The sequence below is a fragment of the Bdellovibrio sp. 22V genome (assembly GCF_030169785.1).
In the GTDB taxonomy this organism is placed as follows: domain Bacteria; phylum Bdellovibrionota; class Bdellovibrionia; order Bdellovibrionales; family Bdellovibrionaceae; genus Bdellovibrio.
Map to the genome: position 1 here is coordinate 1,832,987 of NZ_CP125854.1, position 18,948 is coordinate 1,851,934.

Sequence of the window (18,948 nt, forward strand, 5' to 3'; positions counted from 1 at the left end):
TAAACTAGACGGGCATTTCATATAACAATGGGTCCATGGAAATCAGACGTATGAGGGACCCGCGAAAGGTATTATGGGTTCTCTTGTAGGTCATCAAATACAGCAATCCGAAAAAATTAAATCGCTCGTCGAATCTCTGGTTGGAGAAGTGACGAACATCAACTCGCAAATCTCTGGAATTCGCGCGCCTCTTGATGAGTTCAAAGACGCTGGCAAACAAAAAATCGATCTTGCGGGTCAGTTTCGTGGCCGTCCTCTTCACTATCCTTACATGGGCACGGGCGCAGGTCGCGGACCTTACGTAGAACTTGAAGACGGTTCTATTAAATTGGATTTGATCAACGGTATCGGTATTCATTTGATGGGTCACTCTCACCCACGTGTGATTGCAGCTGCTGTGCGCGGATCTCTTGCTGATATTTTGACTCAAGGAAATCTTCAGCCAAATAACGAATATCGTTTGTTCACAGAAAAAATCGTCAAACTTGCAAGCAAGAAGAGCCGTATGAAATACGCGTGGATCGCGACGTGCGGAACAATGGCGAATGAAAATGCTTTGAAACTTTCTCGTCAAAAAAATTCTCCTGCAAGATTTGTGATGGGTTTCAAAGACGCTTTTGCGGGTCGTTCAACGATGATGGCGGAAGTGACTGACAATCCGGCTTACAAACAAGGTCTGCCAGAATATCACGAAGTTTTGCGCGTTCCTTTCTTTGACAAACGTGATCCTCGTTCTGGCGAAAAAGCTTTGACGGTGATGAAAGAGCACGTCGCAAAACACGAAGGCAATATTTCCGTCTTCGGTTTTGAGCCGATGTTGGGTGAAGGCGGTTATCAAGCCGCTCCGCGCGAGTTCTTTGTTCCTCTTCTCGAGTTCTGTAAATCTAAAAACATCGCGGTGTGGGCGGATGAAGTGCAAACCTTCACTCGCACAGGCGAATACTTCGCGTTTGAGACCTTGGATATCGGTCAATACGTCGACATCTGCACGATCGCGAAGACAGCTCAAGTGGGCGCAACTCTTTACACGGAAGAATACAATCCAAAACCAGGTTTGATTGCGGGAACTTTCTCGGGTTCGACACCTTCTTTGACGGCGGGTATGGAAATGCTCGACATGTTGTCCGAAGGTTACTTGGGCGCCAACGGTCGCATCATGCAAATCCATAGACGTTTCATCGACGGCATCAACCGTTTGAATGAAACAACTTGCAAAGGTATCGCACAAGACGCGGGTGGTATGGGCTTAATGATTGCTTTCACTCCGCTTGATGGCAAAAAAGAGAGCGTGAATGCGTTCTTGAATAAACTTTTCCATAACGGCGTGATTGCATTCCCTTGCGGTAAAGATCCTGTGCGCGCACGCTTCTTGGTGCCGGCGATTATTCAAGACGCTGACATCGACATCGCTTTGAAAGCGATTGAAAAGACTTTGCTCGAAGGGGTTTAGTTGGATTTTGTCGAGGCCTGCCGCCAATTAATAGCGATTGATAGCACACCCACGAACGGTAATCGCGAGATTGCAAAGTGGGTGGCGGCCTTTTGCCGTCAAAAAGGTCTTTATGTAGAGGAACAGGAAGAAATCGTCGGTGATCTTGCGCAAGCAAACATCATCGCGCGACCTACCGACGCAAGACCGACCGCAGAGTTGCTTTTGCAAACGCACCTCGACACCGTGGACCCCGGTCCGTTTTCTCTTTGGACGGAAACGGGATCGAATCCGTTTGATGCGCATATCATCGACGGAAAGATTTATGGCCTGGGTGCCGCGGACGTAAAGTTGGATTTTCTTTGCAAGCTCGAAGCTTTGTCTTCTTTTGGCGACGGACGTGATTGGCGATTGCCGCCGGTTCTTGTCGGAACTTTCGGCGAAGAATCGGGAATGCAAGGAGCTTTGAAGCTGATTCGTAAAAACAAAGTATCGGCGAAGATGGCTCTGATTGGTGAGCCTTCGGATTTACAAGTGATCAATGCGGCAAAAGGGTTCGCGAGCGTTGAGATTCGCGTGCCTTTCTCGGATGAAGAAATGCTGTATCGACAAGAACACAATCTGCGCGAGAGTACGTCCACGCAATCAAAACTCTTCCGCGGAAAAGCGGCTCATTCATCCACTCCGCATTTAGGGGAGAGCGCCGTTATTAAGATGCTCGAGTATTTGATGATGTTGCCGGATACGGTGAATATCATGGAGATGGATGGCGGTATTAATTTTAACACCGTGCCGAGCAACGCCTTTTTAGAAATTGATATGGTGTCGATGATCGACAATCCGATTTCTAAGAAGATCGCTAATATTTATCGCGCGGTGAAAGCGTTGGAGTTGGATTTTTTGGATTTCAAAGACAACGACTTCTATCCCAGCACTCCGACTTTGAATATTGGTTTGGTAAGAACGAATGAAGATGACATTCAAATTTCGGGAACATGCCGTATTCCTCCGGTTATTACGCACGAGATTTATGAAGGCTGGATGGATCGTCTGCGCCAGGTGTGCGAAGAAAACGGCGCAAGTTTCCGCGTGAACGATTACAAAAAACCTTTCCGCACGGAAATGAATTCGATCCTGGTGAAAGGTTGTTTGGATGAATTGCGTTCGATGGGCCTGAATGACAAGCCTATCACGCAAGCTTCCACGAACGAGGCGAGTATTTTTTCTCGCATCGGAGTTGAATGTGTGTGTTTCGGTCCCGGAAAAAGGGAAGGAAATGTACACACTCCGCAAGAGCATGTGTCTTTGGCGGATTTAGAAAAAGCCATTGAGTTTTACAAAAGAATCATCGAAAGGTTTTGCTTATGAGTTTTATAGTACGCTCAGTTCAATACGATGATTTAGGTCAGTTGGTGGATCTCGCCAAGCAATTCAATCTTTTGAATTTGCCAGGCGATAAAAAAGTCATCGGCGAGAAAATCGAACGCAGCGAAGCTTCGTTCGCCGGAAAACTACCTAAAGACAAAGCAGAGTATTTATTCGTTGTTGAAGATATCGAAGAAAAAATGGTTGTAGGAAGTTCCTTGGTGCTGGCTAAGCACGGCAACGAAGAAGTTCCTCACAGCTTTTTTAAAATCTTCAAGCGCGATCATTTCTCTGAAGATCTGGGAATCGGTTTTATTCATCAAGTTTTGCGTTTCCAGTTGGATTTCGACGGACCGACAGAGATCGGCGGTCTTTTGGTTGATAAATCATATCGTCGGCGTCCGGAAAAATTGGGAAAACAAATCAGCTTGTCGCGTTTTCTTTACATGGGTTTGTACCCAGAGAAGTTTGAAAACCGCGTGCTGTGTGAGCTGACTCCGCCATTGACCGATGAGGGCCGCTCGGAATTCTGGGAGGCCTTGGGCCGCCGCTTTACAGGATTGCCTTATCAGGAAGCGGATTTGCTCAGTCAATCGCACAAAGAATTTATCGAAAGCCTTTTCCCGCAGGATGATATTTATTTGTGCTTGTTGGATTCAAAGGCGCGCTTGGTTCTGGGCCGGGTTGGTGAGGCGACGAAGCCGGCGCAACATCTTTTAGAGAGCATTGGTTTTTCTTATTTAGATGAAGTAGATCCTTTCGATGGCGGACCTCATTACGGCGCCAATGTCGAAGACATCCTGCCAATTAAATACGGAAAACGCTTGAAAGTTGTCGAGACAAAAGAAGCCTCTTTCAAAGAGCAGTTTCTTATCGCAACAACTGGCGAAGAATTTAAAGTGTCCTTGGGTGCAGCGGATATTCGCGGCACTGAGGTGGCGATTCCGGCAAAAGTTCGACAGCTTTTGGGCGTGGAAACCGGCGAAGAAGTTTATTTATCTCCATTTAATTACAACAGAGGGAAGTAAGAATGAGCACCACCCAAATTTTCGAAGTAAAATACAAAGGTGACTTTATCAACGGACGTTTTGTTCCCGTTTCCAAAGGAGATGGAGAATTTAAAGACATCAGTCCGTCGGATCTTAACGACGTGGTTATGACAGTGCCGTTTAAGCACGAGCATATCGACGAAGCTTGCGTCGCTGCAAAGAAAGCTTACCCTGCCTGGGCGATGCTTTCGATGGACGAACGCAAAAATTATTTGATGCGCCTGAAAGAACTTTTTGACGCGAATGCAGAGCAGATGGCGCAAATTATTTCTCGTGATACGGGAAAGCCTTCTTGGGAAGCGATGACTGAAGCGAAAGCTTTGGGCGCAAAAATCGATATCACTCTGAATCAGTCCATTAAACTGATTGCTGACGAAAGAATTCCAAATGCTCTTCCGCAAGTGGAAGGTGTGATTCGCCATCGTTCTCGCGGTGTTATGGCAGTTGTTGGACCTTTCAACTTCCCGGCGCATCTTCCTAACGGACATATTATTCCAGCTTTGATTGCGGGTAATACGATTGTCTTCAAACCTTCTGAACAAACTCCCGCTGTCGGCCAATTTATGGCGGAGCTTTTTGAAAAAGCTCAATTCCCCCAAGGTGTTTTCAATCTTGTTCAAGGGGATGGAGCTGCAGGCGGTCGCTTGGTGGCCAATGAACACGTGGATGGAATTCTCTTCACGGGTTCTTACGAAGTAGGTCTTAAAATCAAACAAGAGACACTCACGCACTACTGGAAAATTCTTGCACTTGAAATGGGTGGCAAGAACGCGACGGTGGTATGGCATGATGCGGATTTAGATAAAGCTGTTTACGAAAGTTTGGTGGGCGCGTACATGACTTCAGGTCAGCGCTGCTCGGGAACAAGCCGTATTATTCTTCATCCGAAAATTGCCGAGGAATTCACGGAAAGATTCTATCAAGCTGCGAAAAAACTCACGATCGGGCACTGGAGCGAGAATACTTTCATGGGTACGCTGATCAACGCGGCGGCTGTTGAAAAGTACATCCGCTTCCAAGAAATTGCGAATCGTGAGAATTGTGAAAGTTTGATGCGCGGTAAAGCTTTGGATTTGAAGCACAAAGGTTACTACGTTACTCCTTCAATTCATTTGGTGAAAAAATTCGATCCAAACAGCGTTTATCAGAAATCCGAGATCTTCGGGCCTAACGTCGCGATTTACCAAACCGACGATTGGGATCACGCCATGGAAATTGTAAACTCCACAGGATATGGACTGGTGATGGCGCTCTTTTCTAAAGACAAGGCTCTTTATGAAGATGCTTTGTTTAAGGCGCGCGTGGGTCTATTGAACTGGAACCGCACGACGAACGGAGCAAGCTCACGTTTGCCATTTGGTGGAATGGGTAAATCGGGTAATGATCGTCCGTCGGCGCACTTTGCAATTCAGTATTGCACGGTGCCTGTAGCGAGCTTGGAAGATCCAACACCTTTTGATCCGACAAAAATTTTGCCGGGTATGAATTTGGATATGAAATAATGAAAAAGACAGTTGTCGTTTTTGTTCTTGGAATTATTGCTTTGGGACTCGCTATCGGCGGAAGCATCGCTTTCGTGGGTTATGAGTTCTTGCATTCACGTCCTAGCGATGTGGCTCAGGATGTGATTTACGAGGTGACCCCAGGAAAAGGCTTTAATTCCATTGCCACCGAGCTTGAGCAAAAGGGCTTGATCAAAAACGCCTTCTTTTTTTCCATGTATGCGCGTCTTAAAGGAGATCGCTCGAAATTAAAAGTCGGCGAATATCTTTTGCGCACGAACATGGTGCCAGCCGAGGTTCTTGACACAATCACTTCCGGAAAAAGTGTCGCTCGCAGCTTTACTGTGAGCGAAGGTCTTAGCACTTACGAGATCGCCGATCTTTACGAGAAACAAGGTTTTGGAACTGCGACGGAATTCATGCAATTGATTCGCGATCAGCAGTTGATTCAAACCCTTTTGGGTGAACCTCGCGAGACTCTGGAGGGTTATTTATTCCCAGAGACTTACATGCTGACGAAATTCACGGACACGAAAACTTTGATCTCTAATATGGTGAAAAGATTTTTGTACGTGTACAACGAGGTGAAACCCATGGGGGTCATCCAGGGTTTAGACCGCCATCAAGTTGTGACTTTGGCGAGCATCATTGAAAAAGAAACCGGCGCTCCTGAAGAAAGACCCTTGATTTCTTCAGTCTTCCACAATCGTTTGGCAAAAAGAATGCGACTTCAGACGGATCCGACAGTCATTTATGGAAAGGCTGAAAAATCCGGAAAGATCGAAATTAATATCACAAGAAACGATTTGCTGACGCCGACTCGCTATAACACTTACGTGATTTACGGGCTTCCACCGGGACCTATTGCGAATCCGGGCCGCGAAGCGCTCTTGGCGGCGATGAAACCGCAAGAAAGCAGCTATCTGTTCTTTGTCAGTCAAAACGACGGTACTCACGTGTTTTCAGAAGACTATCTGGGACATCAGAAAGCCGTAAAGAAGTTCCAGCTCGACAGCAAAGCTCGCGAAGGAAAGTCTTGGCGAGACCTTAAGAAGAAAGCTATCAGTCCGACTAAGAATTAAGGCTCAAATCCTTCGGGAGCGGTGGCGCGATCGAAGGATTTTGTCGCGGGATTGTATCTGAAGATATTCAATCTCGGAACCATTTGCTCATCATAGGTGGGCGCGACGATTTCCAAAGTCCCATCCTTATCGACATCCGTTAACGCCAGATTTGTGGCATTTCCTTGAAGCAAAAAATAACCATCACGAGTTTCAAAAAGCGGAAGTTTAGCGATTAAAGTCAGGCCGGTTTCGCCGTCACTGGAATAAACTTCCAAGCTGAGTGCCGCTTTTGATTTTATCTTAAGAACAGTGATTTGTGGGCCGTGGGGGCCAATATTCCCGTTTACTTTCGCAAGGATTTCACGATCAGAACTCCAGAAAACGTCTTTGATCTTCATACGCAGCGAAGGAACCACGGCCACTGTGACTAGAGCCATTGCTACTAGCGCTAGCACACCCATGAGGGCCAATTCCTTTTTCTTAAAAGTAGATTCTGTCGTTACCATGTTCAAAGTCTGCCACAAAAGTCATTGAATGAAAAAGCAGAAAAGGCATAAGATCTCAGAGAAGTCAGGCCTTTGACCGAGGAGATTTTGTGTCTAAGTTGATCGTTTCGAAATTTGGTGGAACGTCCATGGGCGATGCTGAGTGCATGCTTCGCAGTGCTGAAGTGAGTTTTCGCCAAGGTTCCAGTCTCATTGCCGTGTCCGCGACGTCTGGAACGACGAATGATTTGATCTCTTTGGGTAAAACAGCAGAAGCACAAGCATGGCCTGAAGCCGAAAAGATCCTTGCGAAGATTCATACGAGGCATGTGAAGATTGCGGAGGATCTAAAAATTTCCTCGGAAGCGCAGACTCGTCTGGAAGTTCTTTTCGAAGAAATGAACTCTTTAGCAAAAGGTGTTCATCTTCTTAAGGATTGTTCTGTGAAAGCCATGGATACTCTGATGAGCCTCGGTGAAAGAATGTCTTCCGTTTTATTCACAGAAGCTATGACCCAGGTTTTGCGCAAGCACGGTTCGCAGAAAACAAGCGAGCTTTTCGATGTCAGAACGGTTCTTCGTACGGATGAATCCTTCGGGAAAGCAAAGCCTATCACTTCTGAAGTGGCGTCTTTGTGCGCAAAACACTTAGGTTTCTTGCGCGACGGAAAAAAAGTTGTAGTCACTCAAGGTTACATCGGGATGACCGAAGACGGTATGACTACGACGTTGGGTCGCGGAGGAAGTGATTATTCTGCAGCCATTCTTGCAGAGGGAGTTTCCGCCGATATTCTTGAAATTTGGACGGATGTAGCGGGTATTGCGACGACGGATCCTCGTTTATGTTCAAAAGCCAAACCCATTAGCGAAATTTCCTTTAAAGAAGCGTCAGAACTAGCAACGTTCGGCGCCAAGATTCTGCACCCGGCGACGTTGCTTCCTGCGATTCGCAAGAACATTCCGGTTTTTGTCGGCTCCAGTTTCGACCCTGAAGCCAAAGGCACATGGGTTCGTAAGGATGTTGAAGACCATCCGCTGATTCGCGCGATGGCCTTGCGTAAAAAACAAGTTCTCGTCACGCTCTCGACGCCCGAAATGTTGCACGCGCACGGTTTCTTGTTCCAGATTTTTAAAATTTTCAACGATCATAAAGTCAGTATTGATGCCATCACGACTTCTGAAATTTCGGTCAGCGTGACATTGGATGATTCGACACTTTTGAACAGGAAATTAATCGCGGATCTTTCGCAGATCGCCGATGTCCAAGTCGAAGAAAATCTTTCTTTGATTTCGCTGATCGGCAACAACATCAATCACACGCCGGGATTGGGGAAACAGATTTTCGAAGTCATCTCTGACATTAACGTGCGAATGATCTGTTTGGGTGCCAGCAAACACAATTTCTGCTTTCTTGTGAATGAAGATCACGGTGCAGAAGCGATTCGTCGCTTGCATGAAAGTTTCATCGAAGCCGGCCCCGCAGAAATGGGCTAAAAAGAAAAAGGTACCAGGTACCTTTTTCCTACAGGAGTTCCAAAGATGGAAAAAGAACAGTTTTATCAGCTCATCGAATCGCGCAAATCCATTCGTAAATACAAACCCGATGCTGTGCCGAAAGAAATCATTGAAAAAATTCTTATGGCAGGAATGCACGCGCCTTCAGGCAAGAATCGTCAGAACTGGAGGTTCTTTGTCGTCACAGGAGCTAAGCGCGATGAGTATCTGAAGTATTCGCAAAAATCGTGGCTGGGGATTAAAGATATCCTTTCGCAAAGATTGAAGCCTTCGTTGTACCAATTCACGGAAAGATTTTTTTATACTTTAGGCGATGCGCCTGTCATTATCTTCGCGTATTCGCACAATGATAATGAAGAGCGCTATCACACGAGCATCGGCTCGGTGTATATGGCTGTGGAAAACATGAACCTCGCATGTCTTGTGGAAGGCTTAGGCTCTTGCACTATGGGAGCTCCGCTTGAGATCAAAGAAGAAGTCGATAAGTTTTTAGGTGTCGACAAACTTCCGGAATATCAAAGGGGCGAGCTCGAGCTTCTTTGTGCGATGGTGTGCGGTTATCCAGATCACAATCCGCCCAAAGCCCCTCGGCAAACAGAAGGCCGAGTGACCTGGCTCTAAGGCCGGGGCTCAGATCGAATACATTCGTTATAAGTACCTAAACCCATGAAAAAAGGGCCTTTTTAGCAAACAGGGGTACCTTTTTTATTACGATTTTGTTATACCCGTTTGCCTATGAATCCAGTTCAAGCCCTTAAGACAAATCCCTTTGTCCTTGCTCCTATGGCAGGGATTACGGATCACGCTTTTCGTACTTTCATGAAGAAGCTTGATACGAGTGTTGTCGTCACGGAACTTGTGAGTGCCAACGGTATTGAATACAAATCAGAACGTACGATGAAGTTGATGAGTTTCGATGAGTCGCAACGACCTATCGGAATTCAACTTTTTGGTGAAGAGCCGGAAGTTGTCGCTCGCGCTGCACAAGTGGCTGAAGCGGAAGGCTGTGACTTTGTGGATCTGAACTTCGGTTGTCCCGTTCCAAAGGTTGTTAAAAAAGGCGCGGGTTCGGCGATTTTGAAAGATCCTGCGGCCGTGCAAAAAATGGTTTCCACTGTGAAGGCGGCGATCAAAATTCCTCTGACAATCAAAATCCGCACGGGCTGGGACGCGAACACTCGCAACGCTGTTGAAATTTGCAACATAGCTTACAATGAAGGTGTGGAGTGGGTCGCGATCCATGGTCGTACTCGCGCACAAGGTTATTCAGGTCTTGCGGATTGGGATTTCATTGCCGATGTGAAGTCGAAAACCAAAATTCCTCTTTTAGGAAACGGAGACATTCTCACACCTCGCCAGGCCAACCTTCGACTAGAACAATCCGGCTGTGATGGCGTCATGATTGGTCGAGGTTGCCTTAAAAATCCGTTTATTTTTATGGATGCCTTGTCTTTGTGGCGTGGAGAATCCTTAAAAGACGTAAAACGGGACTATGTGAGTCTATTTAACAACTTGAAAACTGAGATTGTTGCGCATTGTGATGAGCACATCACGGGCATCCAACTCAGAAAGTTTGCAGCGTGGTTCTCGACAGGTTATGCTGGAGCGGCACAATTCAGAAAGAATCTTTTCCAATCCAAAAGCAACGAAGAGATTATGGCCCTCGCGAATGAATTCTTCGCAAGTATCGGCGATGTTGAGCAAGAAGACACCAGCCAAGAAGAATTCCTCATGGGTGGTCACGGGTAGCTGTGAGCCTAACGGAAACCTGTAGTGCGAAATTTGAAATTTAGATTTAGTGTTTTGAAGTTTTTGAAAAATAACGAAGGGTAAATATGATTCAAGATCCAAAGAAAATTAGAAATATTGCTATCATCGCACACGTCGACCACGGAAAGACGACGCTTGTTGACCACTTGATTAAGCAAGCAGGTACTTTCCGTGACAACGAACACGTCGAAGAACGTTTGATGGACTCCATGGATCTTGAAAAAGAACGCGGTATCACGATCGCGGCGAAGAACGCTTCTTTCATGTACAAAGATATTAAAGTTAATATCGTAGATACTCCGGGCCATAGTGACTTCGGCGGTGAAGTTGAGCGTATCTTGAACATGGTTGATGGTTGTATCCTTCTTTGTGACGCTTCCGAAGGTCCACTTCCTCAAACACGTTTCGTATTGAAGAAAGCTCTTGAGGGCGGCAAAAAAGTTATCGTTTGTATCAATAAAATCGACCGTTCAGATGCGCGTATTCAAGAAGTTCATAACGAACTTTTCGATTTGTTCATCGACCTTGATGCAACTGAAGAACAATGTGACTTCCACACTGTTTACGCGATTGCGCGTGAAGGTATGGCGACTTTGGATCCGAACGTAAACACAGGTTCTTTGGAAGTTCTTTACGATGCTATCGTAAACTTGGTTCCTCCTCCGCAAATCGAAGAAAACCATCCGCTTCAAGTTATGGTTTCTAACATTTCATACAATGATTACGTAGGTCGTTTGGCGATCGGTCGTATGAAAGCCGGTACTATTAAAGTTGGTGACGAAGTTCTTTGCGTTCAAGCGAATGCTCAGAAAAAAGTAAAAGTATCAGCATTGTTCCAGTACAAAGTGAATTCACAAGTTCCTGCACAAGAAGTTGGTGCGGGTGACATCGTCGTTATCGCAGGTATGGAAGACTTCACTATCGGTGACACTATCACTTCCGCTGTAGATCCTCGTCCTCTTCCACGTATCCGCGTTGAAGAGCCCACTGTGGGAATGGTGTTCTCTGTAAATAACGGACCGTTCGCAGGTTTGGATGGTAAGAACGTAACTTCCCGTAAAATCATCGAGCGTCTTGAAAGAGAACTTTTGTACAACGTTGCGATCCGCGTAGAAAAAACTGAGAGCACTGATGCGTTCAAAGTTATCGGTCGTGGTGAGTTGCAGTTGGGCGTTTTGATCGAGCAAATGCGCCGTGAAAATTTCGAGCTTCTTGTTTCTAAACCGACGGTTGTCTTCAAAGAAGAAGACGGCAAAAAGAAAGAACCAATGGAGATCGCGGTTATCGATATCGAAGACCAATTCGTTGGTGCTGTGACTGAAAAACTTGGTAAACGTAAGGGTGTCATGACGAACATGGTTCAAAAAGGATCTGGTCGTACACGTCTTGAGTTCCGCATTCCTTCTCGCGGTTTGATCGGTTACCGTTCTGAATTCTTGACTGATACTCGCGGTACAGGTCTTTTGAATACGCAATTCGACGGCTGGGATGACTACCGTGGCGAGATCGAACACCGTATGAATGGTGCGATGATCTCTGACCGTAAAGGTATGGCAACAGCTTACGCTATCTGGAACTTGCAAGAGCGCGGGATCATGATGGTTGAGCACGGTGACGATGTGTACGAAGGTATGATCGTGGGTGAACACGCTAAGGACAATGACCTTGAAGTGAACATCACTCGTGAGAAAAAATTGACGAACGTACGTGCTTCGGGTTCTGATGAAGCTATCCGTCTTGTTCCTGTGAAGAAGATGACGTTGGAAAGAGCGATGGAATGGATTAAGGATTCTGAGTTGATTGAAGTCACTCCGAAGACAATCCGTCTTCGCCTCCGTGAACTAGACCCGCATAAACGTGCGAGAGCAGCGAAGGAATAATGAGTACGAATGTCGCCATTGAGATCAAAGATTTGACCAAAAAATACGACGATAAAGTCGCTGTCGATGGAATAAATCTGGAAATTTACAAAGGCGAATGTTTCGGACTTCTTGGTCCAAACGGGGCTGGCAAATCTACAACCATGAAAATGATGTATTGCTCAGCCCTCGTCACAAGCGGGGAACTTTACGTTCTCGGCTTGAATGTTAAGAAAAATTACCGCGAGATTAAAACTCGCATAGGGGTCGTCCCGCAAGAGGACGGCCTTGATCCCGACTTCACCGTTCTTGAAAATCTTCTCGTCTATGCCAGCTTTCATAATATTCCAAAGGCCGAAGCCGATCTTCGCGCTCAAGCTCTTTTGCGCTTGATGAAGCTTGAAGAATACCAGGATCGCTCTGTGGAAACATTAAGCGGCGGCATGAAGCGCCGTTTAGCTATTGCGCGTGGACTGATTAACTCTCCAGAGGTGATTTTCCTAGATGAGCCGACAACAGGTTTGGATCCTCAGGCGCGTATCTGGATCTGGGATTTCTTTAAGCATCTTAAATCTGAAAAAAGCACTCTTGTTCTGACAACTCACTATATGGAAGAAGCCGAACAGATGTGCGATCGGGTGGCGATTATCGATAATGGTCGCATTCTTACCGTCGGTAAACCGAAGGATCTCATTCGTGAGTTGATCGGCAAAGAAGTTGTGGAGTTTGATACGAATCCAGTGGATTTGAATTATTACCTGGGCCGTTTGCGCGCCGAAGGCTTTGCATATCAAGTTATTAAAGACACCGTGTCTGTTTTGGTTAAAGAAAATCAGGAAGGCCGTCGTGTTGTGGATCTTATTGCCAGCGATAAGATTTTTATTCGTAAACCGACCTTGAACGATGTGTTCTTGAAATTGGCGGGACATCAATTGAGGGATGAGTAAAATGAAGTTCAAAGAATATTTCTCTGTCCCCAAAGTGAACAGCGGTGCGATGCAAGTATGGTCGCGAAATTTTCTATATTTCAAGAAGACGTGGCTGGTTTCTCTTTTCTGGATCGTGCTTGAACCGGTTATTTATCTGGGTGCCATCGGTTTTGGATTAGGCGCCTTTGTAAATAACATGGGCGGAATGTCGTATATCGAGTTTTTCTTTCCGGCTCTTCTTTCTAGTACTGCGATGATGGTGGCTTTTTTTGAAGGGACCTACGGAAACTATACGAAGCTGACACATCAAAAAACGTACGCCACAATCATGTTAACCCGAATCGGACCCGAAGAGATCGTCGGCGGCGAGCTTTTGTGGGCGGCGAGCAAAGGTTTCTTCGGTGTTATGGGTGTGACGGTCGTCGCCCTCTTCTTTGGTTTGATTGATTCGTATAGAATTCTTTTGGCTTTGCCGATTCTGTTTTTATTGTCGGCCTTGTTTTCCTGCATCGGAATGATCTTTACATCTTTCGCAAGAAACTATGACTCGTTCATTTATTCAACGTCAGGCTTGATTGTTCCGATGAGTCTTTTGAGTGGAACTTATTTTCCCCTGGAGCAATTGCCTGCGGGTCTTCGTTACGTGGCGTATCTGTTTCCGCTCACTCACGCTGTCGCTGCGGTAAGAACTGTCTTGCACCATGGACCGACGTTGTGGGTGGCCTTACACGTTTTGGTTCTTTTAATTGCGACGTGGATTTGTATGAACGTGTCGTTCTATCGCATTCGAAAAAAACTTCTGAAATAATTCAGTCGATAACGGTCACTTTGATGCCGTGTTTTTTGAGGAGTTCGGCAAAGATGCCATCGCCATCTTTCAGAGCTCCCGAAAATGTGCCGTCGTAGATTTTATCAGCTCCACACATGGGGGACTTTGACTTCAGCAAAGCTTCCGTAGCGCCGCAGAGCTTGGCGATCTTCAGGGCTTCCTCGGCACCTCGAAGATACTGCTCGGTTACATCAGCACCCGTTTTTGTTAAGACTTTATCGCCAATTCTTTCTGCCGGAGGACGGGGAGTTGAAAGCCCACCCATTTGCTCGGGGCAAACAGGAATGGCTTCGCCTTTTTGAACCATCTCTTCAATAGGGGTTCGCGCTTGCGCTTTGCAGTCGTAACGACAATGAACTCCTGAAAGACATGCAGAGACGATCTTCATTCTTCGCTTCCCTCAATCTCGGCCTGTTCTAAATCTTCCAAAGTCAAAGTCGGCTCATCCGGGGACGCAATCTCTTCTGGAGGAGGTTCTGGTTGGAAGAAATACGACACTTGAGAGCTCGCTGTTATGTATTCATCTTCGGAAATGCGATGATAGCGATACATGTCTTCGACGATGCGGCTCATGCGTTTGGCAGCGAAAGGAGTCAGCTCTTTACGGTAATATGATTTAGAGTATTTAACAGGATTCGGAAGAACCATGGCTAGAAAAGCACTTTCGACAACATCGAGGTCCGCGGGAGATTTCTTAAAGTAATATTTCGCTGCTGCTTTAATACCGTAGATGTCTTTGCCGAACTCAACGACGTTCAGATAACGCTCTAGAATTTCTTTTTTCGTGAGAGTGTTTTCAATGCGATCGGTGATAATTGCTTCCAAGCCCTTGCGAATAAAGGTGCGATCCTTAGTAAGGAACATGTTCTTTGCAAGCTGTTGCGTGATCGTCGAGCCGCCGCGCTTAAAAACACCGGTTTCCCAGCCTTCGCGCGCGTTTTTTTCGATCGCGTCCCAATCAAAACCTTTGTGATTCCAGAAATTCGAATCCTCGGTCAGGATGATGGTCTTTTGCAGGTAAGGAGAGATCTGACGAAGCGGCACATAATCTTTGGAGGTAGGACAAAGGTGAACTTGATACATCTTTGTAACAAGACATCCTTTAATATCTTTTTGCGAAGGCAACCACGTCAAAACCGCAGAAGCGGCCAGTGCCATCAAAGTAAAAACGCCTAAAAAGAAAAATACAACGCTCTTCATTCAGTCCTACGAAAGCAAGTGATGATCTTTCATCCACTGAACGCTGTTGTGAATAGCTTCACGCGCAGGCCGAGGTTTAAAGTCCAACTCTCTTTGCGCCTTACTAGAATCAAACCAATGATACATAGTGGAGGTGTAAGCGTTCTCGCGGCTGATCGGACCTTTTAGTCCCATCTTATCCATCAAATCGCCTGTTGCACCTAGCAGGTGTAAAAAACTATCTGGCAATTGATGTGAAGGAGCTTTTACTCCAGCTTCGGCGGCGATCATAGCGAAAAGGTCTTTGATGAGAATATTTTCACCCGCAAGGATGTAGCGTTCTCCCTTACGACCTTTCTTCCAGGCGCTCAAAATACCCTGAACAACGTCTTCAACGGCGACAACGTTAACCCCGCCGGAAGTATAAAATTTGAACTTTCCTTGCGCGACCTTCACCTGCATTTTGCGGCTGCCTTTTTTGGCGTCGCCAGCTCCGTAAATTGTAGAGGGATTCAAAATAACAGCGTCGATTTCGCCTTTATCGCAGGCTTTTTTTACAAGAATCTCGGCTTCGTGTTTGGTTTCGAAGTAACCTAAGTTGAGATCAGAAATATTGTAAGGGGAGTCTTCGTTCATAACGTCTTGGGGGGTGTATCCCGCGCCGATAGCCACGACAGATGACAAATAAACAAGACGGCGGACTTTATGTTCCCGGCAAACAGAGACGACGTTCGCTGTCCCTTGAACGTTTACTTTATCCATAAGGGCCCGCTCTGATTTTTTGTAGGCGATGACTCCTGCCAAATGGAAAACGGTGTCTACACCTTTAAAAGCTTCTAATAACGAATGAACGTCTGTCACATCGCCATGAACGTATTTGCAATTTACGCCGGAAAGTTCAGAGATATCGCTTTTAGGACGGACCAAGGCATAGACGTGATGACCTTCATTAACAAGGGCGCGAGTAACCCAGCTTCCTAAAAAACCATTAGCGCCAGTAACGAGTATCTTCATGTTGTTGCTGTCCCTTCTGATTCCATTTTTCGAATGAGTCGTTGGCAGAGCCGGGCAAAGAAGACTCCGACAATCAGGCCTAAGAGGCCTCCGCAAATAACGTCCGTCGGGAAATGCACCCCGTTGTAAACGCGGCTATAGGCGACAAGCGTCGCGAGAGTATAAAGGGGAACCGCCGCTGGCGGAAACATCGCGCTGGTGTAGCCCGCAAAACTGAACATATTGGTCGCGTGATTCGAGACAAAACTGTAGCCGCCAAAAGGCGCGCGAACTTGAACTGTGAGATTTGCAGTGTTGGCAGGCCTCGGCCGTTCAACTGTTTTTTTGAAAGCCCAGTTGCCAATACCGTCAGAGATTAAAACGGATAGGATGCAAAAAAAGAAAATCAGAAGTCCTTTTTTTAAGCCCCGGCGCCAAACGAAAAGACCCAGCACCAAAGGAACGATAATAGCTTTGAAAAAAGGGGTCTTGTGTAAATCCGTAATAAACGGAAAAAACTGGTCGGCCCAAGGCGCAGTCCATTGAGAATTCACGAGGATAAAAAGGCTCTTGTCGAGACTAAGAATAAAATCGAGCATCATCGGTACTTTACCTTAATTTTACGCTCGCAAAAAGTCTAGGTCTTCATAAGGTCCAAGTGTCAGACGACTATTCGCTGTGGCATCATTTTGTTTATGGATAAAGCAACAGTGTTAGGGCTCCTCGTGGGCTTTGGTGGAATTCTTCTTGGCAATCTTTTAGAAGGCGGCCATATGAGTTCCTTGATGCAGCTCACGGCGTTCATCATCGTAATGGCAGGAACAATCGGAGCCGTGATGGTTTCCAGTTCCGAAAAAGACTTAAAGACGGGTCTGCAGCTTGCGAAAAAAGCTTTTAAGAGCGAAAAAACTCCAATTAAAAATCAAATTCAAGAGATCGTCGATTGCGCGCGTATCGCGAAGAAAGAATCTCTTTTGTCTTTGGAACCAAGAATCAACCGCATCAACGACCCTCTTTTTAAGGGTGTCTTAAGAAACGTCGTAGATGGTGTTGAAGTTGAAACGATCCGCGATATTTTTGAAACACAGATTCAAACGGAAGAGGAAGAACTTCTTGCTGGTGCAAAAATTTGGACCGATGCGGGAGGCTTCGCACCCACTATTGGAATCATAGGTGCCGTGTTGGGTTTGATTCACGTAATGGGAAATTTGACGGACACAAGTAAACTGGGTGCGGGTATTGCCGTTGCGTTCGTTGCGACTGTTTATGGCGTAAGCTCGGCCAATCTTCTGTTCCTTCCTATGGGAAATAAGCTCAAGCGTTATGCGCAGTCTGTTTCTCGCGAAAAACAAATGATCTTGGAAGGCGGACTTCTTATTGCCAGCGGAATGAATCCTGTTGTTCTTGAACAAAAGCTGCATGCTTTTCTCGCCCCGGATCAAAAGTAGGAACAACTCTTCATGGCAAAGAAACACAAGAAACATGAGGAGCACGAAAATCATGAACGTTGGCTGGTATCTTATGCCGACTTCATTACGTTGCTCTTTGCATTCTTTGTCGTGATGTACGCGACCTCCACGGAAAACGAGGAAAAACAAAAAGAATTTGAAGACTCTATTAAACTGGAACTGCATCTGACAGGCAGAGGCCAGGGTTCAGGTGGCGAAACAAACGCTTTAGAAGATGCCATCATGGAATTGACGATGCCCGTAGGAAACTATCCAAAAAAGGGTGGACCACAAGAAGTTGAAGACTATGTGGAAAGATCCCTGGATAAGTCGATGGACGGAGAGCAAAAGAAAAAAGCAATTCAAGATATTTATCATGATGCTGTCGGAGTTCGCATCGCCTTAGCGGCGTCCACTTTTTTCCCGGAAGGCTCTGCCAAGCTGAAAATGTCGGCATTGGATTCTTTAGACAAGGTCGCAGAAGTTCTTAAGAGCAATAAAAAACGCATTATTATTGAAGGCCACACGGATGATATCCCCATTGCCGATCCGATGTTTCCAAGCAACTGGGAGCTTGCCGGCGGCAGGGCCACGGCGGTCGTTCGCTACTTTGTGAAGTATCACAAACTGGATCCGAAAAGATTTGTCGCTCTTTCTTACGGAGATCAAAAGCCGATTGTTCCTAACGATAATGAAGATCATCGCGCGATGAATCGGCGGATAGAGATTTTTATAGTCACCGACGACAAGAAGGTTGAAATATAAAAAGCCGGGCGGAACCCGGCTTTTTTAATTTGGAGATTTAATTAGGAATCGATCGAACTATACGCACTCTTTAAGTTTGCGTGCGATTTCCAAAGCTTTCGTGCGGTCTACTTTTTTCACTTCCATAATTGCTTGGACGAAGTTGTCTTCCGCAGACTTGCTTGAGCCAGATTGGTTCAATTGGTCGTATTTTTCGATAACTTGAGTATAAGAATCTCTTTCCGCTTTAGAGAACTCCGTTAGAATTCTTGTTGGAAGAGCTTCTGCTTTCGTCAAAGCTTCGCCGACAAGAGAAGCTTCTTCTTTAGAAAGATCTTTACTTGCCTTCGCGCCGACAGTGTCTGCGTTTGCGATCAATTTAACGCTCGCGTTTGCAGCGGATTCGATAGATTGGCCTTCGGCCGCGTCTTTCTTTCCGATTTCAACACTCATTTTTTTGGCAGCGATAATAGTAACGAGGCTGTCCATGCGCTCAGCGCCGGATTTACCGCTCAATGCCGGGCGGAGTTTGCCGGTCATAGCGGGCATTTCGAGATGCTTTAAAAGCGTTTCTTTGGTGCTGTTAAGAGCCGAACCGTTCAAACCTTTTGCGGAGCCGGCAGTCCCGTAAACATGTTCTTTAGCTTGTTTCGTGTAATCAACAAGCAATTCACGAGGCGACTTTGCAACGCCTGCGGCAGAAGCAAAAGAAGCACTTAAAACAACCATTCCAACAACAAAGATCTTTTTCATATAATCTCCCTAATTAATAAATCTCGACATAGACAA

Annotated in this window: 19 protein-coding genes; 13 read left to right on the forward strand and 6 right to left on the reverse strand. The window is 46.0% G+C overall.

Going from position 1 to position 18,948, the window contains the following annotated elements; all coding sequences use genetic code 11:
* The first annotated feature begins 73 nt into the window (after nucleotides 1–73).
* Genes QJS83_RS08800 through mltG form a run of 5 tightly spaced genes read left to right on the forward strand, consistent with a single transcriptional unit; the run spans nucleotide 74 to nucleotide 6,427 of the window.
* Entirely contained in the window at nucleotides 74–1,450 is a 1,377-nt protein-coding gene (locus QJS83_RS08800) for an aminotransferase class III-fold pyridoxal phosphate-dependent enzyme (protein ID WP_284604130.1), read from the forward strand.
* A complete protein-coding gene (locus QJS83_RS08805) occupies nucleotides 1,451–2,797 on the forward strand; it encodes a M20/M25/M40 family metallo-hydrolase (protein WP_284604131.1) in 1,347 nt (448 codons plus the stop codon).
* Entirely contained in the window at nucleotides 2,794–3,822 is a 1,029-nt protein-coding gene (locus QJS83_RS08810) for an arginine N-succinyltransferase (protein WP_284604132.1), read from the forward strand. Before QJS83_RS08805 ends, QJS83_RS08810 begins: the two co-directional genes overlap by 4 nt.
* 2 nt (nucleotides 3,823–3,824) lie before the next feature.
* Entirely contained in the window at nucleotides 3,825–5,345 is a 1,521-nt protein-coding gene (locus QJS83_RS08815) for a succinylglutamate-semialdehyde dehydrogenase (RefSeq protein ID WP_284604133.1), read from the forward strand.
* Nucleotides 5,345–6,427 (forward strand): endolytic transglycosylase MltG, encoded by a 1,083-nt coding sequence (gene mltG, locus QJS83_RS08820; protein WP_284604134.1) that lies wholly within the window; start codon nucleotides 5,345–5,347, stop codon nucleotides 6,425–6,427. The genes QJS83_RS08815 and mltG overlap by 1 nt, the downstream gene beginning before the upstream one ends.
* Here mltG and QJS83_RS08825 read toward each other — a convergent pair.
* Complete coding sequence (locus QJS83_RS08825; RefSeq protein ID WP_284604135.1) at nucleotides 6,424–6,915, reverse strand: hypothetical protein; 492 nt, start codon at nucleotides 6,913–6,915, stop codon at nucleotides 6,424–6,426. The genes mltG and QJS83_RS08825 overlap by 4 nt on opposite strands.
* A gap of 89 nt (nucleotides 6,916–7,004) precedes the next feature.
* Here QJS83_RS08825 and lysC point away from each other — a divergent pair, with 89 nt between their 5' ends.
* From lysC to QJS83_RS08855, 6 genes are all read left to right on the forward strand, one after another.
* Nucleotides 7,005–8,387, forward strand: a complete 1,383-nt coding sequence (lysC, locus tag QJS83_RS08830) for a lysine-sensitive aspartokinase 3 (protein ID WP_284604136.1) — start codon at nucleotides 7,005–7,007, stop codon at nucleotides 8,385–8,387.
* Nucleotides 8,388–8,432: 45 nt separating this feature from the next.
* A complete protein-coding gene (locus QJS83_RS08835) occupies nucleotides 8,433–9,029 on the forward strand; it encodes a nitroreductase family protein (protein ID WP_284604137.1) in 597 nt (198 codons plus the stop codon).
* A 114-nt stretch (nucleotides 9,030–9,143) separates the two neighbouring features.
* Nucleotides 9,144–10,157 carry a tRNA dihydrouridine synthase DusB gene (dusB, locus tag QJS83_RS08840; protein WP_284604138.1) on the forward strand — a complete coding sequence of 338 codons (1,014 nt, stop codon included), beginning with the start codon at nucleotides 9,144–9,146 and terminating at the stop codon, nucleotides 10,155–10,157.
* A gap of 86 nt (nucleotides 10,158–10,243) precedes the next feature.
* Nucleotides 10,244–12,058, forward strand: coding sequence for a translational GTPase TypA (gene typA / locus QJS83_RS08845; RefSeq protein ID WP_284604139.1), 1,815 nt, complete (start codon nucleotides 10,244–10,246; stop codon nucleotides 12,056–12,058).
* On the forward strand, nucleotides 12,058–12,984 hold the full coding sequence (locus QJS83_RS08850; RefSeq protein ID WP_284604140.1) for an ABC transporter ATP-binding protein: 927 nt from the start codon (nucleotides 12,058–12,060) through the stop codon (nucleotides 12,982–12,984). Before typA ends, QJS83_RS08850 begins: the two co-directional genes overlap by 1 nt.
* Before the next feature lies 1 nt (nucleotide 12,985).
* Complete coding sequence (locus tag QJS83_RS08855; protein ID WP_284604141.1) at nucleotides 12,986–13,774, forward strand: ABC transporter permease; 789 nt, start codon at nucleotides 12,986–12,988, stop codon at nucleotides 13,772–13,774.
* Nucleotide 13,775: 1 nt separating this feature from the next.
* Here the strand turns inward: QJS83_RS08855 and QJS83_RS08860 are convergent, their stop codons facing one another.
* Genes QJS83_RS08860 through QJS83_RS08875 form a run of 4 tightly spaced genes read right to left on the reverse strand, consistent with a single transcriptional unit; the run spans nucleotide 13,776 to nucleotide 16,569 of the window.
* Complete coding sequence (locus tag QJS83_RS08860) at nucleotides 13,776–14,183, reverse strand: 2-thiouracil desulfurase family protein (protein ID WP_284604142.1); 408 nt, start codon at nucleotides 14,181–14,183, stop codon at nucleotides 13,776–13,778.
* On the reverse strand, nucleotides 14,180–14,995 hold the full coding sequence (gene mtgA, locus QJS83_RS08865) for a monofunctional biosynthetic peptidoglycan transglycosylase (RefSeq protein ID WP_284604143.1): 816 nt from the start codon (nucleotides 14,993–14,995) through the stop codon (nucleotides 14,180–14,182). The genes QJS83_RS08860 and mtgA overlap by 4 nt, the downstream gene beginning before the upstream one ends.
* A gap of 6 nt (nucleotides 14,996–15,001) precedes the next feature.
* Entirely contained in the window at nucleotides 15,002–15,988 is a 987-nt protein-coding gene (locus tag QJS83_RS08870) for an NAD-dependent epimerase/dehydratase family protein (RefSeq protein WP_284604144.1), read from the reverse strand.
* Complete coding sequence (locus QJS83_RS08875; RefSeq protein ID WP_284604145.1) at nucleotides 15,985–16,569, reverse strand: phosphatase PAP2 family protein; 585 nt, start codon at nucleotides 16,567–16,569, stop codon at nucleotides 15,985–15,987. Before QJS83_RS08875 ends, QJS83_RS08870 begins: the two co-directional genes overlap by 4 nt.
* A gap of 93 nt (nucleotides 16,570–16,662) precedes the next feature.
* Here QJS83_RS08875 and QJS83_RS08880 point away from each other — a divergent pair, with 93 nt between their 5' ends.
* Nucleotides 16,663–17,415, forward strand: coding sequence for a flagellar motor protein (locus QJS83_RS08880; protein WP_284604146.1), 753 nt, complete (start codon nucleotides 16,663–16,665; stop codon nucleotides 17,413–17,415).
* Between the two features lie 12 nt (nucleotides 17,416–17,427).
* Nucleotides 17,428–18,180: a flagellar motor protein MotB gene (locus QJS83_RS08885; protein WP_284604147.1), complete on the forward strand. Its 753-nt coding sequence runs from the start codon at nucleotides 17,428–17,430 to the stop codon at nucleotides 18,178–18,180.
* 57 nt (nucleotides 18,181–18,237) lie between these two features.
* Here the strand turns inward: QJS83_RS08885 and QJS83_RS08890 are convergent, their stop codons facing one another.
* Nucleotides 18,238–18,912, reverse strand: a complete 675-nt coding sequence (locus QJS83_RS08890; protein ID WP_284604148.1) for a hypothetical protein — start codon at nucleotides 18,910–18,912, stop codon at nucleotides 18,238–18,240.
* Nucleotides 18,913–18,948 lie beyond the last annotated feature (36 nt).

Bases quoted from the DNA above. Each gene is read 5' to 3' on its own strand.
- QJS83_RS08870 (WP_284604144.1), bottom strand. From the start codon at position 15,988: ATGAAGATACTCGTTACTGGCGCTAATGGTTTTTTAGGAAGCTGGGTT.
- QJS83_RS08835 (WP_284604137.1), top strand. From the start codon at position 8,433: ATGGAAAAAGAACAGTTTTATCAGCTCATCGAATCGCGCAAATCCATT.
- dusB (WP_284604138.1), top strand. From the start codon at position 9,144: ATGAATCCAGTTCAAGCCCTTAAGACAAATCCCTTTGTCCTTGCTCCT.
- QJS83_RS08880 (WP_284604146.1), top strand. From the start codon at position 16,663: ATGGATAAAGCAACAGTGTTAGGGCTCCTCGTGGGCTTTGGTGGAATT.
- QJS83_RS08850 (WP_284604140.1), top strand. From the start codon at position 12,058: ATGAGTACGAATGTCGCCATTGAGATCAAAGATTTGACCAAAAAATAC.
- mltG (WP_284604134.1), top strand. From the start codon at position 5,345: ATGAAAAAGACAGTTGTCGTTTTTGTTCTTGGAATTATTGCTTTGGGA.
- QJS83_RS08885 (WP_284604147.1), top strand. From the start codon at position 17,428: ATGGCAAAGAAACACAAGAAACATGAGGAGCACGAAAATCATGAACGT.
- QJS83_RS08810 (WP_284604132.1), top strand. From the start codon at position 2,794: ATGAGTTTTATAGTACGCTCAGTTCAATACGATGATTTAGGTCAGTTG.
- typA (WP_284604139.1), top strand. From the start codon at position 10,244: ATGATTCAAGATCCAAAGAAAATTAGAAATATTGCTATCATCGCACAC.
- QJS83_RS08855 (WP_284604141.1), top strand. From the start codon at position 12,986: ATGAAGTTCAAAGAATATTTCTCTGTCCCCAAAGTGAACAGCGGTGCG.
- QJS83_RS08825 (WP_284604135.1), bottom strand. From the start codon at position 6,915: ATGGTAACGACAGAATCTACTTTTAAGAAAAAGGAATTGGCCCTCATG.
- QJS83_RS08860 (WP_284604142.1), bottom strand. From the start codon at position 14,183: ATGAAGATCGTCTCTGCATGTCTTTCAGGAGTTCATTGTCGTTACGAC.
- QJS83_RS08800 (WP_284604130.1), top strand. From the start codon at position 74: ATGGGTTCTCTTGTAGGTCATCAAATACAGCAATCCGAAAAAATTAAA.
- mtgA (WP_284604143.1), bottom strand. From the start codon at position 14,995: ATGAAGAGCGTTGTATTTTTCTTTTTAGGCGTTTTTACTTTGATGGCA.
- QJS83_RS08875 (WP_284604145.1), bottom strand. From the start codon at position 16,569: ATGATGCTCGATTTTATTCTTAGTCTCGACAAGAGCCTTTTTATCCTC.
- QJS83_RS08815 (WP_284604133.1), top strand. From the start codon at position 3,825: ATGAGCACCACCCAAATTTTCGAAGTAAAATACAAAGGTGACTTTATC.
- QJS83_RS08890 (WP_284604148.1), bottom strand. From the start codon at position 18,912: ATGAAAAAGATCTTTGTTGTTGGAATGGTTGTTTTAAGTGCTTCTTTT.